15 protein-coding genes and 1 tRNA gene are annotated in these 24,018 nt (G+C 36.5%); 11 read left to right on the top strand and 5 right to left on the bottom strand.

Annotated elements, in window-relative coordinates; genetic code table 11:
* Positions 1-3 precede the first annotated feature (3 nt).
* The 4 genes from G7050_RS10530 (at position 4) to G7050_RS10515 (ending at position 7,930) form a co-directional block, all read left to right on the top strand.
* Positions 4-822 (top strand): transporter substrate-binding domain-containing protein, encoded by an 819-nt coding sequence (locus G7050_RS10530; RefSeq protein WP_166115007.1) that lies wholly within the window; start codon positions 4-6, stop codon positions 820-822.
* A 184-nt stretch (positions 823-1,006) separates the two neighbouring features.
* Entirely contained in the window at positions 1,007-2,197 is a 1,191-nt protein-coding gene (locus G7050_RS10525) for an ATP-binding protein (RefSeq protein ID WP_185154963.1), read from the top strand.
* Between the two features lie 201 nt (positions 2,198-2,398).
* Positions 2,399-5,971: a pyruvate:ferredoxin (flavodoxin) oxidoreductase gene (gene nifJ, locus G7050_RS10520; protein WP_166115001.1), complete on the top strand. Its 3,573-nt coding sequence runs from the start codon at positions 2,399-2,401 to the stop codon at positions 5,969-5,971.
* A gap of 300 nt (positions 5,972-6,271) precedes the next feature.
* The gene (locus G7050_RS10515; RefSeq protein WP_166114998.1) at positions 6,272-7,930 is read left to right on the top strand and encodes a BspA family leucine-rich repeat surface protein; all 1,659 of its coding nucleotides are present in this window, start codon (positions 6,272-6,274) and stop codon (positions 7,928-7,930) included.
* Between the two features lie 195 nt (positions 7,931-8,125).
* Here the strand turns inward: G7050_RS10515 and G7050_RS10510 are convergent, their stop codons facing one another.
* Both G7050_RS10510 and G7050_RS10505 read right to left on the bottom strand, forming a co-directional pair.
* On the bottom strand, positions 8,126-8,437 hold the full coding sequence (locus G7050_RS10510) for a hypothetical protein (protein ID WP_166114995.1): 312 nt from the start codon (positions 8,435-8,437) through the stop codon (positions 8,126-8,128).
* Complete coding sequence (locus G7050_RS10505; RefSeq protein WP_166114992.1) at positions 8,434-10,848, bottom strand: T9SS type A sorting domain-containing protein; 2,415 nt, start codon at positions 10,846-10,848, stop codon at positions 8,434-8,436. The genes G7050_RS10510 and G7050_RS10505 overlap by 4 nt, the downstream gene beginning before the upstream one ends.
* A gap of 820 nt (positions 10,849-11,668) precedes the next feature.
* Between G7050_RS10505 and G7050_RS10500 the strand changes: the two genes are divergently transcribed.
* The 7 genes from G7050_RS10500 to G7050_RS10470 all read left to right on the top strand — a co-directional run bounded on the left by G7050_RS10500 (position 11,669) and on the right by G7050_RS10470 (position 18,229).
* A complete protein-coding gene (locus G7050_RS10500) occupies positions 11,669-12,061 on the top strand; it encodes a DUF1493 family protein (protein WP_166114990.1) in 393 nt (130 codons plus the stop codon).
* 81 nt (positions 12,062-12,142) lie between these two features.
* Positions 12,143-13,111, top strand: coding sequence for a polyprenyl synthetase family protein (locus G7050_RS10495; protein WP_166117700.1), 969 nt, complete (start codon positions 12,143-12,145; stop codon positions 13,109-13,111).
* Positions 13,112-13,205: 94 nt separating this feature from the next.
* The gene (locus tag G7050_RS10490) at positions 13,206-13,979 is read left to right on the top strand and encodes a TatD family hydrolase (RefSeq protein WP_166114987.1); all 774 of its coding nucleotides are present in this window, start codon (positions 13,206-13,208) and stop codon (positions 13,977-13,979) included.
* Positions 13,980-14,090: 111 nt separating this feature from the next.
* Positions 14,091-14,177 (top strand) — tRNA-Ser (locus G7050_RS10485).
* Positions 14,178-14,433: 256 nt separating this feature from the next.
* On the top strand, positions 14,434-15,450 hold the full coding sequence (rluF, locus tag G7050_RS10480) for a 23S rRNA pseudouridine(2604) synthase RluF (RefSeq protein ID WP_166114984.1): 1,017 nt from the start codon (positions 14,434-14,436) through the stop codon (positions 15,448-15,450).
* Positions 15,451-15,770: 320 nt separating this feature from the next.
* On the top strand, positions 15,771-16,808 hold the full coding sequence (locus G7050_RS10475; protein WP_166114980.1) for a LacI family DNA-binding transcriptional regulator: 1,038 nt from the start codon (positions 15,771-15,773) through the stop codon (positions 16,806-16,808).
* 104 nt (positions 16,809-16,912) lie between these two features.
* Complete coding sequence (locus tag G7050_RS10470; protein WP_166114979.1) at positions 16,913-18,229, top strand: MFS transporter; 1,317 nt, start codon at positions 16,913-16,915, stop codon at positions 18,227-18,229.
* Here the strand turns inward: G7050_RS10470 and G7050_RS10465 are convergent.
* From G7050_RS10465 to G7050_RS10455, 3 genes are all read right to left on the bottom strand, one after another.
* Positions 18,204-18,911, bottom strand: a complete 708-nt coding sequence (locus G7050_RS10465; protein ID WP_166114976.1) for a hypothetical protein — start codon at positions 18,909-18,911, stop codon at positions 18,204-18,206. The genes G7050_RS10470 and G7050_RS10465 overlap by 26 nt on opposite strands.
* 199 nt (positions 18,912-19,110) lie before the next feature.
* Entirely contained in the window at positions 19,111-21,300 is a 2,190-nt protein-coding gene (locus G7050_RS10460) for a glycoside hydrolase family 97 protein (RefSeq protein WP_166114973.1), read from the bottom strand.
* 471 nt (positions 21,301-21,771) lie between these two features.
* A complete protein-coding gene (locus G7050_RS10455; RefSeq protein WP_166114970.1) occupies positions 21,772-23,868 on the bottom strand; it encodes a glycoside hydrolase family 97 protein in 2,097 nt (698 codons plus the stop codon).
* Between the last annotated feature and the right edge of the window lie 150 nt (positions 23,869-24,018).

Genomic DNA, 24,018 nt, shown 5'->3' with positions numbered 1-24,018 from the left:
GCTATGAAAAGTAAAAAACGATTCGGAATAATTTCAGGAACCATAATAGCCGCAATAGTTATTATTGTCTATATAATAGTACAGTATAACAAAGCTCCTGTCAATCGTGACTTTCCTGAAATAGAAAAGAAGGGAATACTACATATTGTAACCGATTTAAATCCAATCGGATATTTCGTATCTTCTGATACTATTGCCGGATCTAATTACGAACTTCTTCAGGCATTGCAAACTTATACTAATATCTCTTTTCAAATATCTGTAGAAAACAGCCTTGAGAAAAGCTTCGAAGGTCTTAAAACAGGAAAATACGATCTTATAGCTCGCAATATCCCCATAAATTCTAATCTCCGCAATGAATATAGTTTCACTGAAGCTATACTCAACAACCGTTTGGTATTAGTTCAACGCAAAGCTGAATTTAATAATGGCATTGAGCCTATCAGAAACCACCTCGATCTGTCTCACAAGACATTGTATGTACCTAAAGACTCTCCAAGCATATTGCGGTTACAAAATTTATCCCATGAGATAGGCGATTCGATATTTATTGTTGAAAATGAAACTTATCAGGCAAATCAACTCGCCTATATGGTGGCTGCTGGAGAAATTGATTATACCGTATGCGATGTAAAAACAGCGGAAAGCCTGTCTGCAAAGATTCCCGAATTGGATATTAAAACAGATATTGGCTTTACACACTTCGAAGGTTGGGCGGTAAGAGCCAACTCACCTATTCTATTAGATTCTTTAAATACATGGATAAAAAAAATAAAAACAACACAAGAGTATCAGAATATATTAAAAAGGTATTATAAATAAGGATAATTTTCATTCATGAACTCCACTCCAGTATAATCTAACCCAATAATGAGTGTTTTTTGAATAAGAAAAACAGGAACGTTAATTATCTGAGTGTAATTATGATGAAAATTGATTAAAAATGCAAACTAGACTTTGCAATAAGACAAAAAAAAATTACCTTCGTAAACTTAATCGTAAGATTGTGGAATCCTTTTTCAGAACGCATAAATATTTAGTAGAGCACTTAGGCAGCACCGTCGAAAGGCGTCTTATGGACGAAGTTAATTGGAACGATCGTCTTATTGCTGTTAAGGGAACACGAGGTGTCGGTAAAACCACTTTTTTGTTGCAATACGCAGCAAAATTCAGTGATTTGGATGGACGAGATTGTCTGTATATCAATATGAACAATTTCTCGTTTACTTGTCGTACAATATACGACTTTGCCGAAGAATTTTGTTTCAAAGGAGGAAAAACCCTCTTGATTGATCAAGTATTTAAATATCCGGATTGGGCCAGCGAGCTCAGATCGTGTTATGATAAATTTCCTGAACTTAAAATAATCTTCACCTGCTCAACTGTCATGCAATTGGATGAAAATCCTGAAATTGCATCAATTGTTCGTCATTACAATCTGAGAGGATTCTCATTTCGAGAGTTTTTAAATATCATAACTGATAGTAAACTTGAGCCGGTTTCATTGCCGGATATCATTAATAACCATACAGAAATAGCTGCGGAAATTTGCTCGAAAGTAAAACCCCTAGCCTATTTCAGAGATTATATCCATCATGGCTATTATCCTTTCTTTTTAGAAAAACGCAACTTTTCGGAGAATTTGCTAAAGACCATCAATATGATGCTCGAAATAGATGTTCTATCCATAAAACAAATAGAGCAATCTTATCTGTCGAAATTAAGAAAATTACTTTATTTGCTTTCGATAACAGCACCCGGAAAACCTAATATTAGTCAACTTAGCGTTGATTGCGAAATATCACGAGCTACCGTAACTAATTACTTGGATTATCTTAAAAGTGCCCGTTTAATAAATCTATTATATCGCGAAGGAGAAGAATTTCCCAAGAAACCCGATTTGGTATACATGCATAATACCAATCTTATATTCGCCATGAAACCGGGGGTCGCGAATGATCAGACATTGAGAGAAACTTTTTTCTATAATCAATTACATCACAATAACTCGAAATTAAAAAAGGGAAGCAAGGCAGGTATTTTCCTTGTAGAAGACGAAAACGAAAATTATATATTCAAAGTAGATAATTTAAAAACCAAAGGGAACAAAAAGTCGGATATCTATAATACGGCCGAAATGATGGAAGTAGGCGAAGGTAATACAATTCCGCTATGGCTTTTTGGATTTCTATATTGAGCTCTTAAGAACGGTTACAGTTTTAAGAGATAACAGTATATTCAGTGTAATATAAATTTTAAATAAATAATATCAGTCAAATCAAATTAAGGATTTAAGCATAAGACCACTGATTAATAAAAATAATCTATTCTCTTTCAAGCTTAATCCTTGTATTTAAAACGGTTCGATAAACAACTAAATAATCAACTATTACAGAGTATGGCAAAAGAGAAAAAATTTTTAACCTGTGATGGTAATCAAGCTGCAGCTCACATATCATATATGTTCAGCGAAGTAGCATCGATCTATCCAATCACACCATCATCAACAATGGCAGAGTATGTTGATGAATGGGCTGCTGCCGGACGAAAAAACATTTTCGGCGAAATACTTAAAGTACAGGAAATGCAATCTGAGGCCGGTGCTGCAGGAGCTCTTCACGGATCGCTTCAGGCTGGTGCAATGACTACGACATACACTGCATCGCAAGGTCTTTTATTGATGGTACCTAACATGTATAAAATTGCAGGGGAGCTTCTTCCTTGTGTATTTCATGTTTCGGCTCGTGCATTAGCTGCACAGGCTTTATCTATCTTCGGAGACCACCAAGACGTAATGGCTGCTCGCCAAACAGGTTTTGCAATGTTCTTCTCGGGATCGGTTCAAGAAGTAATGGATCTTTCTGCTGTACCTCATTTGGCTACAATAGAATCTCGCATACCTTTCATGAATATATTTGATGGATTCCGTACATCTCACGAAATTCAAAAAGTAGAATTAATGAACCAAGAAGACCTTATTCCTCTTATCGATCAAGAAGGTCTTAAAGCATTCCGTAACAGAGCTCTAAATCCTGAAAGCCCTGTAACACGTGGTACTGCTCAGAATGATGATATCTACTTCCAATCTCGTGAAGCATCTAATCCATTCTACGATAAAGTACCCGGTATCGTTGAAAAATATCTGGAAGAAATTTATAAAATAACAGGTCGTAAATATGGCTTATTCGATTATTATGGAGCAGAAGATGCAGACAGAGTAATCATTGCTATGGGATCTGTAACCGAAGCGATTAAAGAAACTATCGATTTCTTGAATGCTAAAGGTGAAAAAGTAGGTCTTGTATCTGTACACTTATATCGTCCGTTTAAAGCTGAAGCTTTCATGGCTTTGATACCTAAAACAGCGAAAAGAATTGCAGTTCTTGACCGTACTAAAGAACCTGGTGCTCCGGGACAACCTCTTTATCTTGATGTTAAAGATTGTTTCTATGGAGCTGAAGATGCTCCAACTATCGTTGGTGGTATTTATGGTCTTTCGTCAAAAGATACTACTCCTTCTCAAATTATGTCGGTTTATGAGAACCTTGCCATGAAATTGCCTAAAAACGATTTCACTATCGGTATCGTAGATGATGTAACTTTCAAATCTCTTCCAATGAAAGAAGAAGTTTCGGTTGATGATAACAACTACGAAGCTAAATTTTACGGATTAGGTTCTGACGGTACTGTAGGAGCAAACAAAAACTCAGTGAAGATTATTGGTGAAAACACAAATAAATATTGTCAGGCATATTTTGCTTATGACTCTAAAAAATCGGGAGGTTTCACGGCATCTCACCTTCGTTTCGGAGACAAACCTATCCGTTCTACTTATTTGGTAAATACTCCAAACTTTGTAGCGTGCCATGTACCTGCTTACCTTCATCTTTATGATGTAACTAAAGGATTGAAAAAGAATGGTACCTTCCTTCTTAACTCAGTATGGGATAAAAACGAAGTAGGTAATTATCTTCCTGATAACGTAAAGAAATATCTGGCTGTTAATAACATCAATTTCTATATCATCAATGCAACAAAAATTGCAACTGAAATAGGTCTTGGTGGACGTACAAATACGATTCTTCAATCTGCATTCTTCAAAATCTCAGGTGTAGTACCTTACGATTTGGCTGTAGAGCAAATGAAGAAATTCATCGTTAAATCTTACGGGCGTAAGGGAGAAGATGTAATTAATAAGAATTATGCTGCTGTTGATCGTGGTATTGAAATAGAAAAAGTTGATGTTCCTGCTGAATGGGCCAACATTACGATTGGTGCTCCAGTAGCAGAAGACGATGCTCCTGATTTCATCAAGAATGTAGTTCGTCCGGTAAATGCTCAACGTGGATATGATCTACCGGTATCAGCATTTAAAGGTCGTGAAGACGGTACTTGGGATAATGGTACTACCGAATACGAAAAACGTGGTGTAGCTGCATTCGTTCCGGTATGGCACATGGATAATTGTATACAATGTAACCAATGTGCTTACGTATGTCCTCACGCAACAATACGTCCTTTCGTATTGGACGCTAACGAGCAAGCACATTCTCCAGAAAGTGCATCTTTGCTTAAGGCTCAAGGTAAACAATTCGATGGCATGGGATTCCGTATCCAGGTAGACGTTTTAGACTGCCTTGGTTGTGGTAACTGTGTTGATGTATGTCCTGGTAAAAAGGGACAAAGTGCTCTTGAAATGGTTGAGATTGGTACTCAATACCCAGAGCAAAACAATTGGGACTTTATGGTGAAAAACGTAACCAGCAAAGCTCACTTGGTAGACATCAAACAAAACGTTAAAAACTCACAGTTTGCAACTCCATTGTTTGAGTTCTCAGGTGCATGCTCGGGTTGTGGAGAAACTCCATATATCAAACTTGTAACTCAATTGTATGGTGACAGAATGTTGATCGCAAATGCCACCGGTTGTACATCTATCTATGGTGGATCGGCTCCCTCTACTCCATATCGTAAAAACGAAGAGGGCAAAGGTCCGGCTTGGGCTAACTCTTTATTCGAAGATAATGCTGAGTTCGGTTTAGGATATGCTTTGGCTAATATCACTATGCGTGACAGAATCGAAAGATTGATGAAGCAAGCTATTTCGATGGCTGATACTTCAGAAAATACTAAGACTGTATTCCAAGCATGGATTGATAATAAACAAGAGGCTGAGAGAACTAAGGAGTTACATCCTCAAATCTTAGCTATCATAGAAGCTGGTGCTGACAAATGTGAGATTTGCAAAGAACTACTATCTCTGAAACAATATATTATCAAACGTTCGATCTGGATCTTTGGTGGTGACGGATGGGCTTATGATATAGGTTTTGGTGGACTTGACCACGTACTTGCTTCGGGTGAAGACGTAAATATTTTGGTTCTGGATACTGAAGTTTATTCAAACACAGGAGGACAATCTTCGAAATCGACACCGGTTGCTGCTGTTGCTAAATTTGCTGCTGCAGGTAAAAAGATTCGTAAGAAAGACCTTGGTATGATTGCGACAACTTATGGTTATGTATACGTTGCTCAGGTAGCAATGGGAGCAAATCAAATGCAATGTTTGAAAGCATTCAAAGAAGCTGAAGAATACAAAGGACCATCTTTAATTATCGCTTATTCTCCATGTATCAGCCACGGATTACGTAAAGGTATGGGACAAGCTCAGGATGAAGAAAAAGCAGCTGTAGAATGCGGATACTGGCACTTGTGGCGTTACAACCCAATGTTGGAAGAAGAAGGCAAGAACCCATTCATTATGGATAGTAAAGATCCGGACTGGAGTAAGTTCCAAGCATTCCTTGGGGATGAAGTACGTTATACTTCGCTTCAAAAATCGAATCCGACAGAGGCAACCAGTCTATATGAAGCAGCTCAAAACAATGCTACTTGGCGTTGGAAAAGCTACAAACGTCTGGCTGCGGGAACTTTCGATAGTTTCAATGAAACTAAAAATCTTCCTGAATAACAAAAAGAGATTAAATATAAACATACATTATTCTCTAATATAGAAAAGAAGGATATCCATTACGGATATCCTTCTTTGTTTTTTGTAGTCCGAAAAAATAAGAAAAATCTTTTTAACATACTTTTTTAGTCATCTGATTTAATGTATATTTGTATAGCACTACTAGAAACTATTTATTACAAACACAATCTCAAAATGTTAATAATTACCGATCCATCATAATAGCAAACAAATACAATTCGAGATTTACGCAAAATCGTATTTCTACACATTAATTATTCACAAATTTAAAACAACAAAATGAAGAAAACATTATTATTTTTAAGTTGCCTGCTTCTCTTATTAGCAGGTTGCAGTCAAAACGAACTTGATCAGGACTATGCATCCGGAGGGAAAAATGCACAATCAAACAAAATTCGCTGGTACGGGACCAAGTTATCCAAAGGAGTACAAACCAGAGGTGTTGCCGATGGCTCGAAACGCTGGAATCAGGATGCGGGGATTTACATTAAGTTTATCAATACTCCTGCTGACCAGACAATCATCGACAGGGTAAAACAAACAGCTGCTGAATGGGAAGAGTATGCGGGTATTAAACTCCATTTCGTCGAACAAGACAAAAAAGCGGATGTACGTATCGCTTTCGACTGGAACAACAACGATTGGCTGACTTGGTCTTACACCGGGAACGATGCCAAATTGGTGATTGACCAAAGCCAGCCTACGGCTGTTTTTGGAGGCATAGAGTACTTGGATGACACAGAGTTTAAGGGAGATGTACTTCGCTTATTCGGGCAAATACTAGGTCTGGAATATGAACAACGTCACCAAGAATGGAGTAAAAACGGCTACTGGAAGGATGCTTCTCAATTACAAGCTTATTGGGAAGATCAGTTCGAAGGTTACAGTATGGATTGGAGCCAGATACGCCAATACGTATTTGAACCTCTAACAGAAGCAACTGCCAATCAATTATTAGAAACAAAGGAAATTGATGAACTTTCGGTAATGGCATGGCCTTATTACAACCGTAAGCAAACAACTAAGCTACTGGCGAACTATGAACTATCGGAAGGAGACAAGGCCTTTATTGCACGCTTATACCCTAAAACGGCTGTTACATTGCCTACTATCCAAGAAGCTTGGGTTGATGCAGGTTATTTCACTTGGACTGACGCTACTAAAACTGCATTGAGAATTACTGAACTCGGAGCAAAGCAAGAATATTTACCGGATGTTTCAGATGGTGAGCAATTGACGAGTGCTCTTGCAATGTTTGCAAACTTTTCATGGAATGCATCTAAAATAAAAAAAGCTCCTAAATTTAATTCCTCCAATATTACAAACTTTGGCGCAATGTTTTTTGGATGTAACTCTCTAAACACGATTCCTCTTTTAGATACTTCTAAAGGAACTGAGTTTGGTTTAATGTTTTCTGGATGTAGCTCTTTAAACACGATCCCTCTTTTAAATACCTCTGAAGGAACTAATTTTGAAAATATGTTTAGAAACTGTATCTCTCTAAATTCGATTCCTCCCCTAGATACCTCTAAAGGAACTAGTTTTAAATACATGTTTTCTGAATGTGGCTCTTTAAAGACAATTCCTCTTTTAAATACTTCTGAAGGAATTAATTTCTCAAGGATGTTTGACTATTGTAGCTCTTTAGAATCAATTCCTCTTTTAGACACATCTAAGGGAACTAATTTTGAAAGTATGTTTAGTAGCTGTATATCTTTAACTAGCATTCCCCTATTAGACACATCTATGGGAGAAGATTTTGGGCAGATGTTTAGCAATTGCAAATCCCTAATCAATATTCCACTTTTAAATACATCAAAAGGGAAAAATTTTAATCGTATGTTTCGAGACTGTTCATCACTTACTAGCAAACCTCAACTCGATTTATCAAACGCAACAGATACTCAAGATATATTCAAAGGAACTCCATGGGAATAAATAGTTATTACTAATAGCAAATTTAAAGTGTGAAGTCTTACTTCACACTTTTTTCTTTTTATTTGATTACTACAAAAGATAAATTGCCACCTTAGGCTATACACTTCTCTAACACTACCACAAATAACAGATATAAATAAAAAAGAGCAGATATTAAAATATCTGCTCTTTTTTATTAGTTATAAATTACTGTTCTTAAATAGAACTTTTACGTCTTCTTAGGAACAAAACTGATCCATAGATCAATCCTGCTATTACGATAGGCAATACAGCATCTCCTACGGGAGAACCGACGAAACCTCCGCCTCCCCATTCAGGATTACCATCTCCAGGTCCCAAATCACCATCGTCACCCGGAACCCGTAGTGAAGGTGCTTCTGCTTGCACTTCATTTACTGCAATATTATCTTTATAGTAAGAATCAGAGGGCAATAAATCCTGAGCTTGCACAATGCCACTTACACAAAATAGTGTTCCCAATATTATAAAACCTAAAAACTTTCTCATTTTACCAAAAATTTAGCAGCATATGATTTATTACCTACAACTTTCACGATATAAGCTCCCGGAGAGAATGGTTGAGTAATTTCTACAGTCGTATCATTCACCTTAGCCTGAGCAGCCATTCTTCCTTGTATATCATATACAGAAATTACACTTCCAAAATCTGCATCATCAAATCCTGTAACAGTTAATGTTCCGTTTAGATAATAAGATGTTATAGATTTAGATTCCGAACCATTATCACCATCTTCAATACCCGAGGTATCAAATATAAACCTTAGAGAAAATCTGTCAACAGCATCGGTTGCTTTAGAAGCAGTTGTATAAGTTTTACCGCCAAATAAATCAAATTCTTTATTTGTTACTTTATCTTTTAGCATTATACCTTTTACTCTGTAAGCTGTTTCCAAACGCCCTGCTCTTATACTTATATTCTGAGCTGTAAGACTTGGAGTCACATATAATGTAACTGTTTCGCTTTGGGCAGACTGAGGCACACCCAATATATTAGATTCTAAAGCAATTCCGCCATCACTCTTAGTATAAACTGTACTCATATTGGTTTGAGTAACAGCACCTTCTTCTGTAGTAGAGCGTGTTGTTGTCTTGTCGGAAGTAATTAGAGTAACTAATTTCTTAGTCCCTTCATAGTCGGGATTAGTCATAATATCCTGAGGCGTTCTGATAGCAATTGCCGTTCTATCGGAAGATTTAATCTTCTCGTCTTTAATCTCAAATAAAAAGTCATCAACTAATTTATTCGGTTTAGAGGTTGACCTTAAAAAAAGAGCATTATATGTAATAGCTCTGGCTGATGCAGGTATTGTCAAAGTCTTAGCACTTCCACTAGGAGAATATAAAACAAACATCTGCAGAGGAGCAAGTATCTCTCGAGGACTATCAGTTGCCGGATCATAAGGATTAACTGTTGCAGCAACGTCCTTCATAACCCGATACTTCGCATTAACCATGACCCACTTATTACCCGGACCAATGCCACCCGGATTTAAAATATCGTAAGAACCAGATCCGACTGACGAAGGATCTAAAACCCATACTTTATTTGTAAAGTCACGTGGAGTTACGCCAGGGCCAGCAAAAATAACATTATTCCAATCAGCAGTTCCTGTCCCATTCACTAGAGGTGAAAGATCAAGAGGCACAGTATAAGGGTTTGCATAATAATTATATCCTTGAGAAATAGTAAGACCTGTTATATCCTGATAATTAAGCACTTCATTTGCATAAGAAACATCGTTTATACCATTTGCTCCTGCTCCCGGTGCAGCCATTACTGGAGCATTTGGCACAGTTGCATGTCCCCCCCAACCATTAGCTTGCCTAACATTATTGGAGTTATTAAAAAATGGACCGAAACGGCTAAATTGATATTTCTCTGTTACACGCTGATCGAATTGAGGTCTATTGGGATTAATTTGATATAAGGGATGCAAATCATATTCATAATTAGCAGGATTAGTTCCTCTTAAATCTATACCAATAACAAAACCTTCGCCCGCTTTTAATGTACGTTGAGGATCTGTCATTGTATTACCCGGAGTTCCTCCGATTATACTTTCATTTTTAGGTATCATCAAGAAATTCCAAAAGAAGTAATCAGATTTCATTTCTTTATAAGGAATCCCCATACCAATAAGACTACGACCGTATCTTTCATCTATTTTGCCGCCGGTACCTCCTACATTATAGTCAAGAGGATTATCTAATTGAAGATTTACCTGTACTGCTCCAAATTGGTTATTACTAGTAGCAGTAGCTGCAAAAGTCGGATTATTATTCGGTGTAGAAATTGCTGTCGGACTGCTTGAGGCAACCATAAAATGTGCCAACATGCTAGAAGTTGAAGCATTTTGAAAAGTATTAAAAATAGGTCCTATAAAATCTGTATCAATAGCTCTTCTTGAATCCAGAATCAATCGTCCTGTATTTAATGACAAACCAGAGGCTTGTGCTGCCAATTCGGGAACAAGCGTTACGTGATTACTATTTTGAATAACTAGAGTAGGGAATTTAATATAATTCTCTCCCTTCAGATAATGGTTATAAGTCAACCCTGAAGCTAATTTAATAGTTTGTGCAGTTGTACCATTAAAGACAAAACGAGAATTATCACCTGTAGCATAATTAAAAACATTACTAAAGGCTGAAGCGCCACCATTTAAGTCGTGAATAAAATCTCCGGTAAGAACCGTTCTTGAGTTATCCAACGTAATATTACACGCTGCAGTTGCATCATGACCGGCTATGAAATCGCCATTAATATACAAGGTTGTATTATTAACATTCGTTGATTTAACTGACATAACTCCTTTATTATATAAAAAAGCAGTCTGAGCCACTAATACAAACGGCGCAAATCCAATTCCTACAAGCAAGAGTAGTTTTATTTTCATATCTTATTTTTGTTCTATTTAATCCTTTTTAGTCTCAACTATCTCATTACCAACCAACAAAAACCAAAAACGAATAACATTTGGCGGCTCGGAGATTATAACATTTAAAAACAATATCCTAGAGAGTTCCGTATTTAAACGCCAAAGATAATCATTTAGTTCAGTTTTAGAACACCTTTGCTTATCCCCATCCCGCATTTTAACCTAATTTAACAAAAAACAAAAATCATAAAACGCTCTAATTATGCGATAGATAGACACGATTAGACTAGAAAAACAAAGCCTATTTTTTGACTAAAAAAACAGAGGAAAATAAAAATGTTAAATCCAAAAAAAGTGAGAAAAAAGAGTACTTTGTTATAAAAGAAAGAGAAAAACTAATTAACCAAACAAGATAAAGCTAAATACAACCCTATCATGAAGACTGTTAAACAGACTATTCTTCGGCTTACTAAAGCCTCCTTAAATATCGAAAAGAATATTTACAATATTTAAACCGATCAATCTTCACACAATACAATGATGAACTCCCGAAAGTATATCATTAAAAATGAGAACATCAAAACACAACCACTTCCATTTATTTCATAATACATAAACCTCACCTACATTTATAATATATCAATAGATACCCTACTGACAATCTAATACAAAAACATAAAACCATTTTTCTCACAAATCACTTATCAATTCGAAACAAAGGAGTGTTAACATACACCTAAAGATTAATACGACCATTACTAAATAGTATTTTTTTCTTTATATATTTGCAATATCTAGAAATAAATAAGGAAGCAAAACGATGATAGAAAATAAAGATTTGGATCAATTCATCCTGCAATACTCGGGATATAGCAATACTATATATGACAACACTTCTATTTCTAGAGACTTGAATATTAAGAGCGAAGCTGCTTTTGACTTCATCCAAGCCTACTCGGAACAATTCAACATTGACATTTCCTCGTTTGATTTCGCTAAATATTTCCCATCCGCAGATAGCCAAGACCTCCTTAGCAATACACGCACAGATTTAACCGTTGGAGATTTAATCCGAGGGATAAAAGCCGGTGAATTAAATGATGATATAATAGCATTTGAAGAAAACGATCCTAATTTACCGCCTAAGCTAACTATAAAAAAAATAATACTCGGAGCCATATTAGTACTTGTAGTTGCAGCAATATTAACCGTTATAGCTATCTGGCTATAGTTGATTTACTCTAATTAAATATCTTCAGCTTTTAATTTCAGCATAAAATATGTACTTTTGGGTATCAAATATAGAATTATGCTGTATACATTTTCCGACATACTCAACAAGATTAATAACGAAGTAAGCACCCTTAAGTTTGAAGGTAAACCCGAATCGTTATTTGCACCGATAGATTACATCCTCGAACTTGGAGGTAAGCGTGTTCGCCCCGTACTTGCTGTAATGGCTTATAACTTATACAAAGACGATATAGAGAAGTCAATTCCTATTGCATTGGGTATTGAGATTTTTCACAATTTCACCTTGCTACATGACGACTTAATGGATCGAGCCGATAAACGCCGGGGTAAACCTACCGTACATATAAAGTGGGATGATAACACAGCCGTTTTATCAGGTGATGCAATGTTGATTGAGTCTTATAAAGAAATTGCAAAGACTGATAAAGCACATTTGCCGGAAGTCTTGTCTCTATTTTCAACTACTGCAACCGAAATATGCTGTGGACAGCAATTGGATATGGAATTCGAGAAACGCCTGGATGTATCCATTGCTGAATACCTCGAAATGATACGTTTAAAAACAGCTGTACTATTAGGCTGTGCTCTAAAATGCGGGGCTATTGCTGCCGGAGCCGGACAAGAAGATGCAGAAGCTCTATATAATTTCGGGATCAATATAGGTTTAGCATTTCAATTAATGGATGATCTACTTGATGTTTATGGAGATCCGGCTACCTTCGGCAAACGAATAGGAGGAGATATTCTTTGTAACAAAAAAACCTTTTTACAAATTACAGCTCTTCAACACGAAGGCAGTAAAGCTAAATTACTGGACTGGATAAATAAAACTGACTTTGAGGAAACGGAGAAAATTAAAGCGGTAACAACCATATACAATGAACTGAACTTAAAACAAACATCGGCAGACATCATTCACGCTTATTATGAAAAAGGAATCTCCTTCCTCGATTTAGTAAGTGTTGATTATGCTAAGAAAAAAGAGCTAAGAGAATTAGCTGAAAGTTTATTGACTCGTAATTCATAAGAAGCAGGTCTGCCTGTCACTAAAAAAAATACAAGTAAGCATTTATATCCAATAGTGAATCAAATGCTTAGCTGTTGGATAATATAGAATTTCAATGACCATCATAGATACGCATTCGCACACATACGACGAAAGCTTCGAAAACGACATACAAGATGTTATATCCAGAGCTAAACAAGCGGGGATAAGCCATATTCTGCTTCCAAATGTAGACATAGAGTCTATAGAGCAGGTTAATCGGCTTGCTGAAAGCTATCCACAATATTGTTTACCTATGATGGGACTACATCCGACAAGTGTAACTGCAAACTGGCAATCGGATTTGAACAAAATCAAAGAACAATTTTTTCTACATAAATACATTGCTGTCGGTGAGATAGGGATAGATCTTTATTGGGACAAGTCCCTAGAGAAGGAACAGAAAGCTGCTTTTGAAGAACAGCTAAGATGGAGTATCGAATTTAATTTGCCTGTATCCATACATTGCAGAAACGCAATAAGTGAATCTGTTGAATGCATAAAAAATGTAGGAGCATCGAAGTTGAGAGGAGCATTTCATAGTTTCGGCGGAAATGCTGAAGAATTGCAAAGTGTATTAGCTCTTCAAAACTTTTATCTGGGTATAAACGGAACAGTAACTTACAAAAACTCTACACTTCCACAGGTTTTAACGGCAACTGACCTCTCTCGGCTCATTATAGAGACAGACGCACCTTATCTACCGCCTGTGCCTTACAGAGGGAAAAGAAATGAGCCTTCTTATACCATTCATATTGCAAACAAGCTATCTGAGATATATGGTGTTACTCCCCAGAAAGTAGGAGAAATAACAACCAACAATGCAAAAAAACTATTTTCGATAGACTGATAAAAGTCGCAGACCTTATTTATGGTAAATATAACTCTAACTTTCACTTAGTTTATTGTTATACGAGAAATATATTTTATCTTTGTCGCCATTATAAGGAATATATTCTATGGAGAGGTGGCCGAGTGGACGATGGCGCTTGCTTGGAAAGCAAGTATACGGGTAACTGTATCGGGGGTTCGAATCCCTTCTTCTCCGCTTAAAGACCAGACACTTACAGATAATGAAGTGTCTTTTTTTGCTATACACCTATTAGCTTGACAATAAATCAATTGAATGATTGATTTTTTGAAGAAAACAGGAGGGTATGAAAAATCTAAATAAATAGCAAAACGCATTATTAGATTAGTTCTTTATACTTAAGCTCACGGAGTTTTTATTGCTGTAGTAAACATACGACAAGCAATTATAATTCTGAAACAGATTATTAAATAGCTTCATTTACGTATATAAAATGGAATATCGTTTAAATAAATACATCAGTGCATCAGGATATTGTTCTCGAAGAGAGGCTGATAAATATATAGAAAGTGGAAATGTTACCGTAAATGGTAAGAAGGCCACGATAGGTTCACGTGTTTTGCCCGGACAAAAGGTAAAGGTAAACGGTGAATTGATTGAGAATAAAATAGAGCCTGTATACATTGCTTTCAATAAACCTGTAGGTGTTGTAAGTTCGACCAATCCATTGGAACGTGATAATATCATCGAATTTATCAGACATGAACAACGTATATTTCCCATCGGCAGGTTGGATAAGGATTCTCAGGGATTAATACTACTGACCAATGACGGAGATATCGTCAATAAAATATTACGTGCAGGCAATAATCACAAAAAAGATTATATTGTAACTGTAAACAGACCGATAACATCCGATTTTCTGACTCGCATGTCGCAAGGTGTACCTATTTTAGATAGAGTTACACGCAGATGTGAGATTGAGAAAATTAATCCTTATACATTCAAAATATCGCTGATACAAGGTCTTAACAGACAGATAAGACGCATGTGCGAATATTTTAATTATGATGTGCTTAAGCTCGAACGTATTCAGATAATGAATATCAAGCTTGATAAATTAGGACAAGGAAACTGGCGCAACCTTACTGCTTCGGAAATGGAAGGCTTATTTGATATGCTTGAAGATTCGGAGAAAACAAGTGGAGGAAAAGCTCCCTCAAACAGTAACAAGTCATTTAACAGAGCTCTTGAGGAGCATGACATAAAAACAAATTACCGTAAAGCCAGCTTAAATGCAAAGAAGGCAGACAGGGTAAATTCCGAAAAGCCGAAAAAAAGCTCGGCACCATATGAGAATACGGAGGAGAAGCCTAAACCCAAAACAAAAGGAAAACCTTCGAGCGGTTTAAGGGTTGGAAAACAAAAAATGGCAGCCAACAAACCTAAACCTAAGCCAAAAACGGATACTAAAGGCAAAGAAAGAGGAAAAGGCAGAGCTGCGAGATAAACAAGAAGTTCATATTATATCACCCTCAAACCTTAGGTGATATAAGAATTTTGTATAGTACAATTCAATTATAACCATCTTTTACCCCTACTTTTCACATTGAAAAGAGTCGGCTTGAGATCTTATCTAAGAGATTCTAAGAAATATTATCTGAAAGAAAAATTGACGGGAATCTCTTTTTTAGCTATTTTTACATTTCGGACAGTAATCCCTGAATATCATAAGCCCGTTTTATAGTTTTGGAGAGCTCATAAACAAAACATATAAGACCAAACAATATGGTAATAAAAACGTTACAATAGTTAATTATTTTCCATACAATGAAAAAAGGACGTATAACGATAAAAGACATTGCCAAGAATCTGAATATTTCCGCATCGACTGTTTCCAGAGCTCTTAACAACAATCCTGATATCAGCCCGGAAACCAGAAAACTGGTACAAGACTATGCAAATGAACACAAGTACAAACCGAATTCTCTTGCTTTAAGCCTTCGTAATAATCATTCAAATATTATAGGGGTAATCGTTCCTGAGCTTGCCAATCATTTCTTCTCATCCGTATTATCGGGAATGGAGACTATCGCAGAGGATCATGATTATCATGTAATTGTGTGTCAATCGTCAGAAGAATATACAAAAGAAATACGCAATGTGCAGACATTGATAGAGGCACGTGTATGCGGGATGCTTATTTCCCAATCGAAGACAACTATCAAATACGACCACTTTAAAGAGTTAATAGATAACAATATACCTGTAGTTTTTTTCGACCGCATTTGCACCGGCATCGATTCCGGCAAAGTAGTGGTTGACGATTATTCGGGAACTCTTCATGCTGTAGATTATATGATTCAAACCGGATGCGAACATATTGCATTCTTTGGTGCACCTCCTCATCTTGAGATATCTAAAAACAGAAAAAACGGCTATCTGGATGCTTTAAGAAAGCATCATTTCGCTATTGATGAAGATCTTATCCGGATAGCAGATAACAAGCAACTTGGATATGAAAGAGCTATGGAACTTCTTCAGACTGAAAAACGCCCGGATGCTTTCATGGCAATGAACGATTATACAGCTTCAGGTATTTTACTTGCAGCTAAAACACTAAAATTAAGAGTACCCGAAGATGTTTCGATCTGCGGATTCTCTAATTCCAATATTTCTCAGGATACTGATCCTATGCTTACAACAGTAGACCAACATCCCCAAAAAGTAGGTGAAGAGGCTATGAATCTGATTTTGGAGAAAGTCAAAAACCCGGAAAGTAACGAGAAAAAAAACAAAATAGTAAAAACCAGCTTGGTAATAAGAGAAACCACACGGCCTCTACCCGATCATTTAAAGCAAGCTTAAGTCCTTCATTCGTTTATTACTCAAGATACAAAATAAACGCCTGTAATTTAAGTTGGAGTAATAAATTGTTAACTGTACCAAAAAAATACCGAAATTGATACTTTATGCTGAATAAACCCACTCTCGCCTATCGACAAATCTGGAATATAAACTTCGGTTTTTTGGGTACACAGATTTGTTTTACTCTTGTTATGACTAATACCAGCCGAATACTATCGGCATTGGGTGCAGATACTAACGAATTGGCTTTTCTTTGGCTTGCTGCTCCTTTAGCCGGACTTTTTATGCAGCCTTTGATTGGCTATTTCAGTGACAGAACATGGACGAAGCTGGGGCGAAGAATACCGTATATACTTATTGGACTTGTAGTTTCGGCAATTATGATGTTCCTGATGCCCAATTCGTACATCGTATCGCGTATTATGCCTCCCGTACTGGCAGGAGTATGTATATTGTTTCTTATGCAAAGTGCCTTCAATGTTAGTATGCAGCCTTATCGCTCGCTCGTTGGAGATATGGTAAATAGTGAGCAGAGTAATCTTGGATATTCGGTACAAACGATAGTTTCCAATCTGGGAGCTATTGTAGGTTCGTGCCTACCCTTTTTACTTGCTTATATCGGTTTCAGCAATCAGGCTTCGGAAGGAGGAATAGCTCCATCCGTATCATGGGCGTTTTATATCGGCATCGGATTTCTGATAGTCACAACTTTATGGACTTGCTTCACGGTTAAAGAATATCCCCCCCAACAGTTTGCAGAATACAACAAAAGCGAAACTGCTCATAAAAGCATAACTGATACTGCTTCTACGGACAATAAAAAAACTATAATCACGATACTTCAATTATCTATTGTACAACTATTTTCGTGGTTTGCATTTTATTATATTTGGGTATATGCTACAGATGGTATCGCCAGCACAATATGGAATACGAGTGATCCTCTGAGTAAAGAATACAATGATGCGGGTAATTGGTTTGGAATATTAACGGGAGTATATAGTATTATTGCTGCTATATTTTCGATTTTCTTAGCTAAGGTTACTGATAAATTCGGAAGAAAAAACTTCTATGCATTTTCTCTTGTATTAGGAGGGATTGGTATGCTGTCGATGTTTTTTATTCACGATCAATACCTCATCTTATTGCCTATGCTTTTCATTGGTATTGCTTGGGCTATGATACTCACCATGCCTTTTTCGATACTTGCTAATGTAGTGCCTCCCAACAAAATGGGGTTGTACATGGGTCTTCTTAATATCACGATAGTAATTCCTCAGATAGCAGGTGGTTTATTCGGAAATTTCCTCTTTACAAATGTTGCAGAAGGTAAGCCTTTCGCCATGTTCCTTGTATCGGGTGTTTCGCTTCTTATCGGTGCTGTTTCTGTTGTGTTTATAAATGATCCGGTAAAGAAGTAGGATTATTTTTTAATGATTCATATACTTGCTCCCACATTCTCGGTCTCCACGAATTAAAAAGGTGATTTATAATATTCTGTAAATTAAAATCTTTATCCAATATTTTCATCCCCTTTATTACTGGATATATTCCCCAATCATCTGATTCTAAAAGATTAAAAGAATTCAAAACATCTGATGTATTTGGGTTATATCCCTTTTTATCCTTTTCACTTTCACTAAGAGTTAATTCTTTATTTAAGTAAATCTTGTCGATATATAATTCCAAATCATTGCGGTGTTTATATGAATTTGCCAATGAAACAATTAATTGAACTTTAGTTTTTCCAGACTCATACATATAATCATTTTTGTAAGCTCCTTGCGAAAAAGTGAGTAATTTTTTGTCGGTAAGCTTTTCCAATTCTTCCTTAGGAGTATCCCATTTAATATTACTAGCAATAAAACAATCAACAAGAGTTAGATTGATGTAATTCTGCATTGCAATTAATGCTAAACCATATGCACCTTCTAGTTCTATCTCCAAATCCAGAAGTCCATCGGGAGCTTCTTTATTATATTGAACTATTCGATTTATTGAATATTCAATACCCTCAATTAGAAATTCTAAATTACTTTTATAATTATCGGTTTCTAAATAGTGGTGCTTTCTGTTAACAAACTCTTTATTTAAGTCTTTCATAATTAATTATATCTTTGGCTTTTACAATTTATAGTAAGATTAATATTTCATAAAAAAACAGCCCTCTACATAAAACAAAGATATAACTTTTCTTTCCAGCGTTGCGATCACCCATTCTTCTGCTAAACCTCACAAAAATTATCCCCGAATAAGACTTTTACTTATTCGGGGATAATTTTTAGAATCAGAATCTACTTACTTATAGCTTTTTCAATCCTTTAGTGGCTGCTTTATCAGCTTCGATTACGCTGATAGCAAGACCTCCTCCGGGTGCTAAACGTTGAGATAATTTAGATTTGTTATTCACCACTACTTTACGAATTTCGTAAGCCTGTGGGTTTGTTTTGTAGTTAGCATCTTTTGCATCGGCATAGATAGTAGCTACATATTCTTTACCTGCATCTAAGAAATCGAATGTGATATTAGATGTATAACCGTTTTCACCACATACGCTACCAATAAACCAGTTATTTGTTCCTTTTGCCTTACGAGCTACAGTTACATGATCTCCGGGTTCTGCTTCAAGGTATTTGCTGTCATCCCAATCTACGGCTACATCTTTGATAAACTGGAAAGCATCCATATATTTCTCATATGTTTCTGGGAAATCAGCTGCCATTTGTAATGGACTATACATAGTAACATACAGTGCCAATTGATTAGCAATTGTTGTATTTACATGTGATTTGTTATCGGGATTTATTTTCTCTATATCCATTTCGAAAATACCGGGAGTATAATCCATCGGACCACCAATCAGACGTGTAAATGGAAGTACTGTTGTATGATTTGGCTTACTGCCACCAAATGCTTGATATTCTGTTCCACGAGCCGACTCATTTCCGATAAGGTTAGGCCATGTACGACCCACTCCTGTAGGGCGTACTGCTTCGTGAGCATTTACCATAATCTTATAGTCTGCTGCTTTTTCTATTGCATACTGATAATGGTTTACAAGCCATTGGCTATAGTGATTTTCGCCACGAGGCAGAATATTTCCTACATATCCGCTTTTTACAGCATCATAGCCATTATCTTTCATAAATTTATAGGCTTCATCCATATGACGCTCATAGTTACGAACAGAGGCTGATGTTTCGTGGTGCATAATCATTTTTACACCTTTGCTTTTTGCATATTCACGGATAGCTACTACATCGAAATCCGGATACGGAGTTACAAAATCAAATACATAGTCTTTAGAGTTACCAAACCAGTCTTCCCATCCTTCGTTCCATCCTTCTACTAAAACTCCGTCAAAACCGTGCTTAGCAGCAAAATCGATGTATTTCTTCACGTTTTCGGTAGTAGCACCGTGCTTGCCATTAGGTTTTACTTTCGAATAATCGGTTATCCCCAATTGTACTGTTGGTAATTCGTCGGTATATGCCCATGTGCTTTTACCTGTAATCATTTCCCACCAAACACCTACATATTTCACAGGTTTGATCCATGAAGTATCTTCGATTTTACTTGGTTCATTTAAGTTTAATGTAATATGTGAAGCTAAGATATCACGAGCATCGTCACTTACAATAACTGTACGCCAAGGCGATTGGCTGGGTGCTTGTATATAGCCTTTATCTCCTTTTGCATCGGGAGTTAACCACGATTCGAAAATCATGTTTTTGTCGTCCAGATTTAAGTGCATACAAGAATAATCGATCAAGGCTGCTTCGTGAAGATTGATATACAACCCGTCAGCAGTTTTCATCATCAAAGCTGTTTGTACACCTGTATTTGAGAATGAGGTTTGAGAAACGTTAGCTGTTACCGATTTTTCCATTAAGCCTCTGATTTCAGAGAGTTTAGAGGTTGTATAATCGTACTCCTGAGTATCATAGTCACCGGGAATCCAATAGGCAGTGTGATCTCCTGCCATTGCAAACTGAGTCTTTTCTTCTTTGATAACAAAGTAAGTAAGATTCTTTTGCTCCGGAAATTCATATCTGAAACCTAATCCATCATTAAACAAACGGAAACGGATCACTATAGTTCTATCTGTTGCTTTTTGATTTAGCGTTACAGCTAGTTCATTGTAATTATCTCGAATTTCTTTCACTTCTCCCCAAACAGGTTTCCATGTTTCATCAACTGTTGCAGTTTCAGTATTAACTACTGAAAAACCACTGTACAGGTTTCCTTCTCCATTTGTTTCTTTAACTGAAAAATCGTCAAAATTATTAAGCGTTTTTTGAGCTTTAAGTTCAAGTCCGAGCTTACTAGGCTTAATTACATCTTTACCCTTATAAGTCAAGCTATAAGTAGGCTCTCCATTACTTTGAAGCCAAAACTTTAACGTTAAATCGCCATTTGGAGATTTCAACTCTTGTGCTACAGCCCAATGACTGACAATACACAAACACATCAAAATGATTAATTTTCTCATGGTTTATATCTTTTCATTTTAAGATTAAGGCCATAGACCTTTTTGTTAGTTTTACTAGTAATTTCTTTATCGGATTCTGTTTTTAAATCCTTTTGTTACTTCGAAAAGTATAAGCTAACCAACAATTATTATTCAATCATTTTAAATCGAATACTTACTGTTAATTAAGATTTACACTTTCTTATATACAAAGAAAAGATATTAGCATTTCATAATTAGGATAAAACAAATACAAAAAGGTAATACTCGGTTGCAAACGTTTGCAAATAGGCATAGTTTGCATAAACTCGTAGTTAGATTCGCTTTTAAATAGACTTATTTGGACTCATCGCACAGATAACCTCTAAAATATAGAATGTGCAACAAGAGCAATTATAGAATTAAATTACCTTATATACGAAAGAAGGGAAAGCATATGAAACCATATACTCCCCCTTCTCGCCATGAAAAAAAAGAACTACTCTCTATTCATTATTTTATACTGATTGCAAGTCCTCCTCCGGGAGCTAACCTTTGTTTTAATTTGGTTTTGCTGGTTACCGGAATACTTTTGATTGTATAACTTTGTGGGTTCTTTTCCCAATCTGCATCTTTACCATCAGCATACACTGTTGCTGTATATTTAACACCTTCGGGTAAGAAACTGAAGTCGATTAATGCTTCACGTGCATTTTCGTCGGTCACCCCACCGATAAACCATTCATTTTTGCCTTTAGCTTTACGGGCGATAGTTACATAGTCACCCGGCTCGGCTTCCAATATATAGGTATTGTCCCAATCTACAGCTACATCTTTGATGAATTGAAATGCATCGGGAAAACGTTCGTAGTTTTCGGGCAGATCGGCTGCCATTTGCAGAGGACTGTACATCGTTAGATAAAGAGCCAACTGTTTAACCAATGTTGTACGTACTCTGTTATGATTATCCGGGCTGTAATATGTAAAATCGGTTTGGAATATACCGGGAGTATAATCCATAGGACCACCCATCATACGTGTAAATGGTAGAATAGTTGTATGCTCAGGTGGCAATCCGCCCATAGATTCAAACTCTGTTCCGCGTGCCGACTCTTGAGCCAACCAGTTAGGATAGGTACGATACAATCCTGTTGGACGTACTGCTTCGTGCGAGTTTACCATTATCTTATATTTAGCTGCAAGTTTTGCAGTATTGATATAGTGGTTTACCATCGACTGTCCGTCGTGATGCTCTCCTTTTGGTCTGATTCTGCTCACATAACCCGTTTTTACAGCATTGTAACCATTGTCTGCCATAAATTGGAATGCGTCTTTCTGGTGACGCTCGTAATTGGCTACAGAACCTCCTGTTTCATGGTGCATCATTACTTTTACACCTTTCGAAGCGGCATAACGTTGCAATTCTTTTACGTCGAAATCAGGATATGGCGTTACAAAATCAAATAGGTATTCTCTTACAGGATTAATCCAGTCTTCCCAACCAATATTCCATCCTTCAACCAATACCTGATCGAATCCGTTTGCTGCAGCAAAGTCAATATATTTTTTCACATTCGCAGTATTAGCTGCATGTCTTCCGTTAGGAGTCAATTTGGAAAAGTCGGTCACACCCAATTTAATGTTGTTATCGTCCGAATAAGCCCATGAGCCTCTGCCTGTAAACATTTGCCACCATACACCGATGTATTTTGTAGGCTTAATCCACGAAACATCTTCGTAAGTACATGGTTCGTTCAGATTTACAATCATTTTCGAAGCAAGTATATTACGTGCATCGTCACTTACAACGATGGTACGCCAAGGTGTTTGAGCGGGAGTATTCATATCTCCTTTATTTCCATATACATCTGGTACAAGGTGTGCACTGAATCCCAGTTTTTTATCGTCTACATTCAATTGCATAGCAGGATAATCAACTAATGCCGCCTCGTGTATATTGATATACAACCCATTATCGGACTTCATCATCAACGGGGTTTGTACTGCCAATGTTTTGATCGGAGATTGATCCAATACATGGTGGGTAGCCTCTTTCATAGCTCCTGATATACCTGTAATTTTAGTTGTAGTATAGGCATATTCATTGGTATCATAGTCTCCTGGAATCCAAAAAGTTTTATTATCTCCAGCCATGTTGAACTCTGTAAGCTCTTCTTTTATGACAAAAGTAAATAAGTCCTTTTGTTTCGGGAATTCATATCTGAATCCTAAACCATCATCAAACAATCTGAATCTGATATCTATAGATCTATTATCCTGAGTCAGATTTACTAACATTTCGTTATAATTGGTTCGAATTTCACTTTGTTCGCCCCAAACAGGTTTCCAAGTAGAATCTTCTGAGGTATACTTTACATCTACAACTTTAAAGTCTTTATCGAGTTGTCCTGTACCTGAAGCAATAGCGAATCCTAACTTACTGTCTTTAATGACATCTTTATTTTTGTAAGTAAGATTATAGGTAGGAACGCCCTGATCGGTCAACTGAAAATTCAGGACCAAATTTCCATCCGGCGACTTTAGCTCCTGAGCTTGTATAATTCCACAGAGGAAACACAAGCCAATAAGTAAAAGGGATTTTTTAAACATATCTATTATTTTTGAATTTGTATCTCATGATATATTAGGTAACAGACCTATTTTCGGTGATACAAAAAAAGCTTATTTAAGTCTGATTTACACTGAGCGATAGTGCCTAACTGACAATAAAAGGTTGCAAACGTTTGCAACCTGCGAACT

It is taken from the genome of Dysgonomonas sp. HDW5A, from assembly GCF_011299555.1.
Classification (GTDB): domain Bacteria; phylum Bacteroidota; class Bacteroidia; order Bacteroidales; family Dysgonomonadaceae; genus Dysgonomonas_A.
This window is presented reverse-complemented; position numbering and strand designations above follow the sequence as displayed.

Bases quoted from the DNA above. Each gene is read 5' to 3' on its own strand.
- rluF (WP_166114984.1), top strand. From the start codon at position 14,434: ATGGAATATCGTTTAAATAAATACATCAGTGCATCAGGATATTGTTCT.
- G7050_RS10490 (WP_166114987.1), top strand. From the start codon at position 13,206: ATGACCATCATAGATACGCATTCGCACACATACGACGAAAGCTTCGAA.
- G7050_RS10515 (WP_166114998.1), top strand. From the start codon at position 6,272: ATGAAGAAAACATTATTATTTTTAAGTTGCCTGCTTCTCTTATTAGCA.
- G7050_RS10530 (WP_166115007.1), top strand. From the start codon at position 4: ATGAAAAGTAAAAAACGATTCGGAATAATTTCAGGAACCATAATAGCC.
- G7050_RS10510 (WP_166114995.1), bottom strand. From the start codon at position 8,437: ATGAGAAAGTTTTTAGGTTTTATAATATTGGGAACACTATTTTGTGTA.
- G7050_RS10460 (WP_166114973.1), bottom strand. From the start codon at position 21,300: ATGAGAAAATTAATCATTTTGATGTGTTTGTGTATTGTCAGTCATTGG.
- G7050_RS10505 (WP_166114992.1), bottom strand. From the start codon at position 10,848: ATGAAAATAAAACTACTCTTGCTTGTAGGAATTGGATTTGCGCCGTTT.
- nifJ (WP_166115001.1), top strand. From the start codon at position 2,399: ATGGCAAAAGAGAAAAAATTTTTAACCTGTGATGGTAATCAAGCTGCA.
- G7050_RS10470 (WP_166114979.1), top strand. From the start codon at position 16,913: ATGCTGAATAAACCCACTCTCGCCTATCGACAAATCTGGAATATAAAC.
- G7050_RS10475 (WP_166114980.1), top strand. From the start codon at position 15,771: ATGAAAAAAGGACGTATAACGATAAAAGACATTGCCAAGAATCTGAAT.
- G7050_RS10465 (WP_166114976.1), bottom strand. From the start codon at position 18,911: ATGAAAGACTTAAATAAAGAGTTTGTTAACAGAAAGCACCACTATTTA.
- G7050_RS10455 (WP_166114970.1), bottom strand. From the start codon at position 23,868: ATGTTTAAAAAATCCCTTTTACTTATTGGCTTGTGTTTCCTCTGTGGA.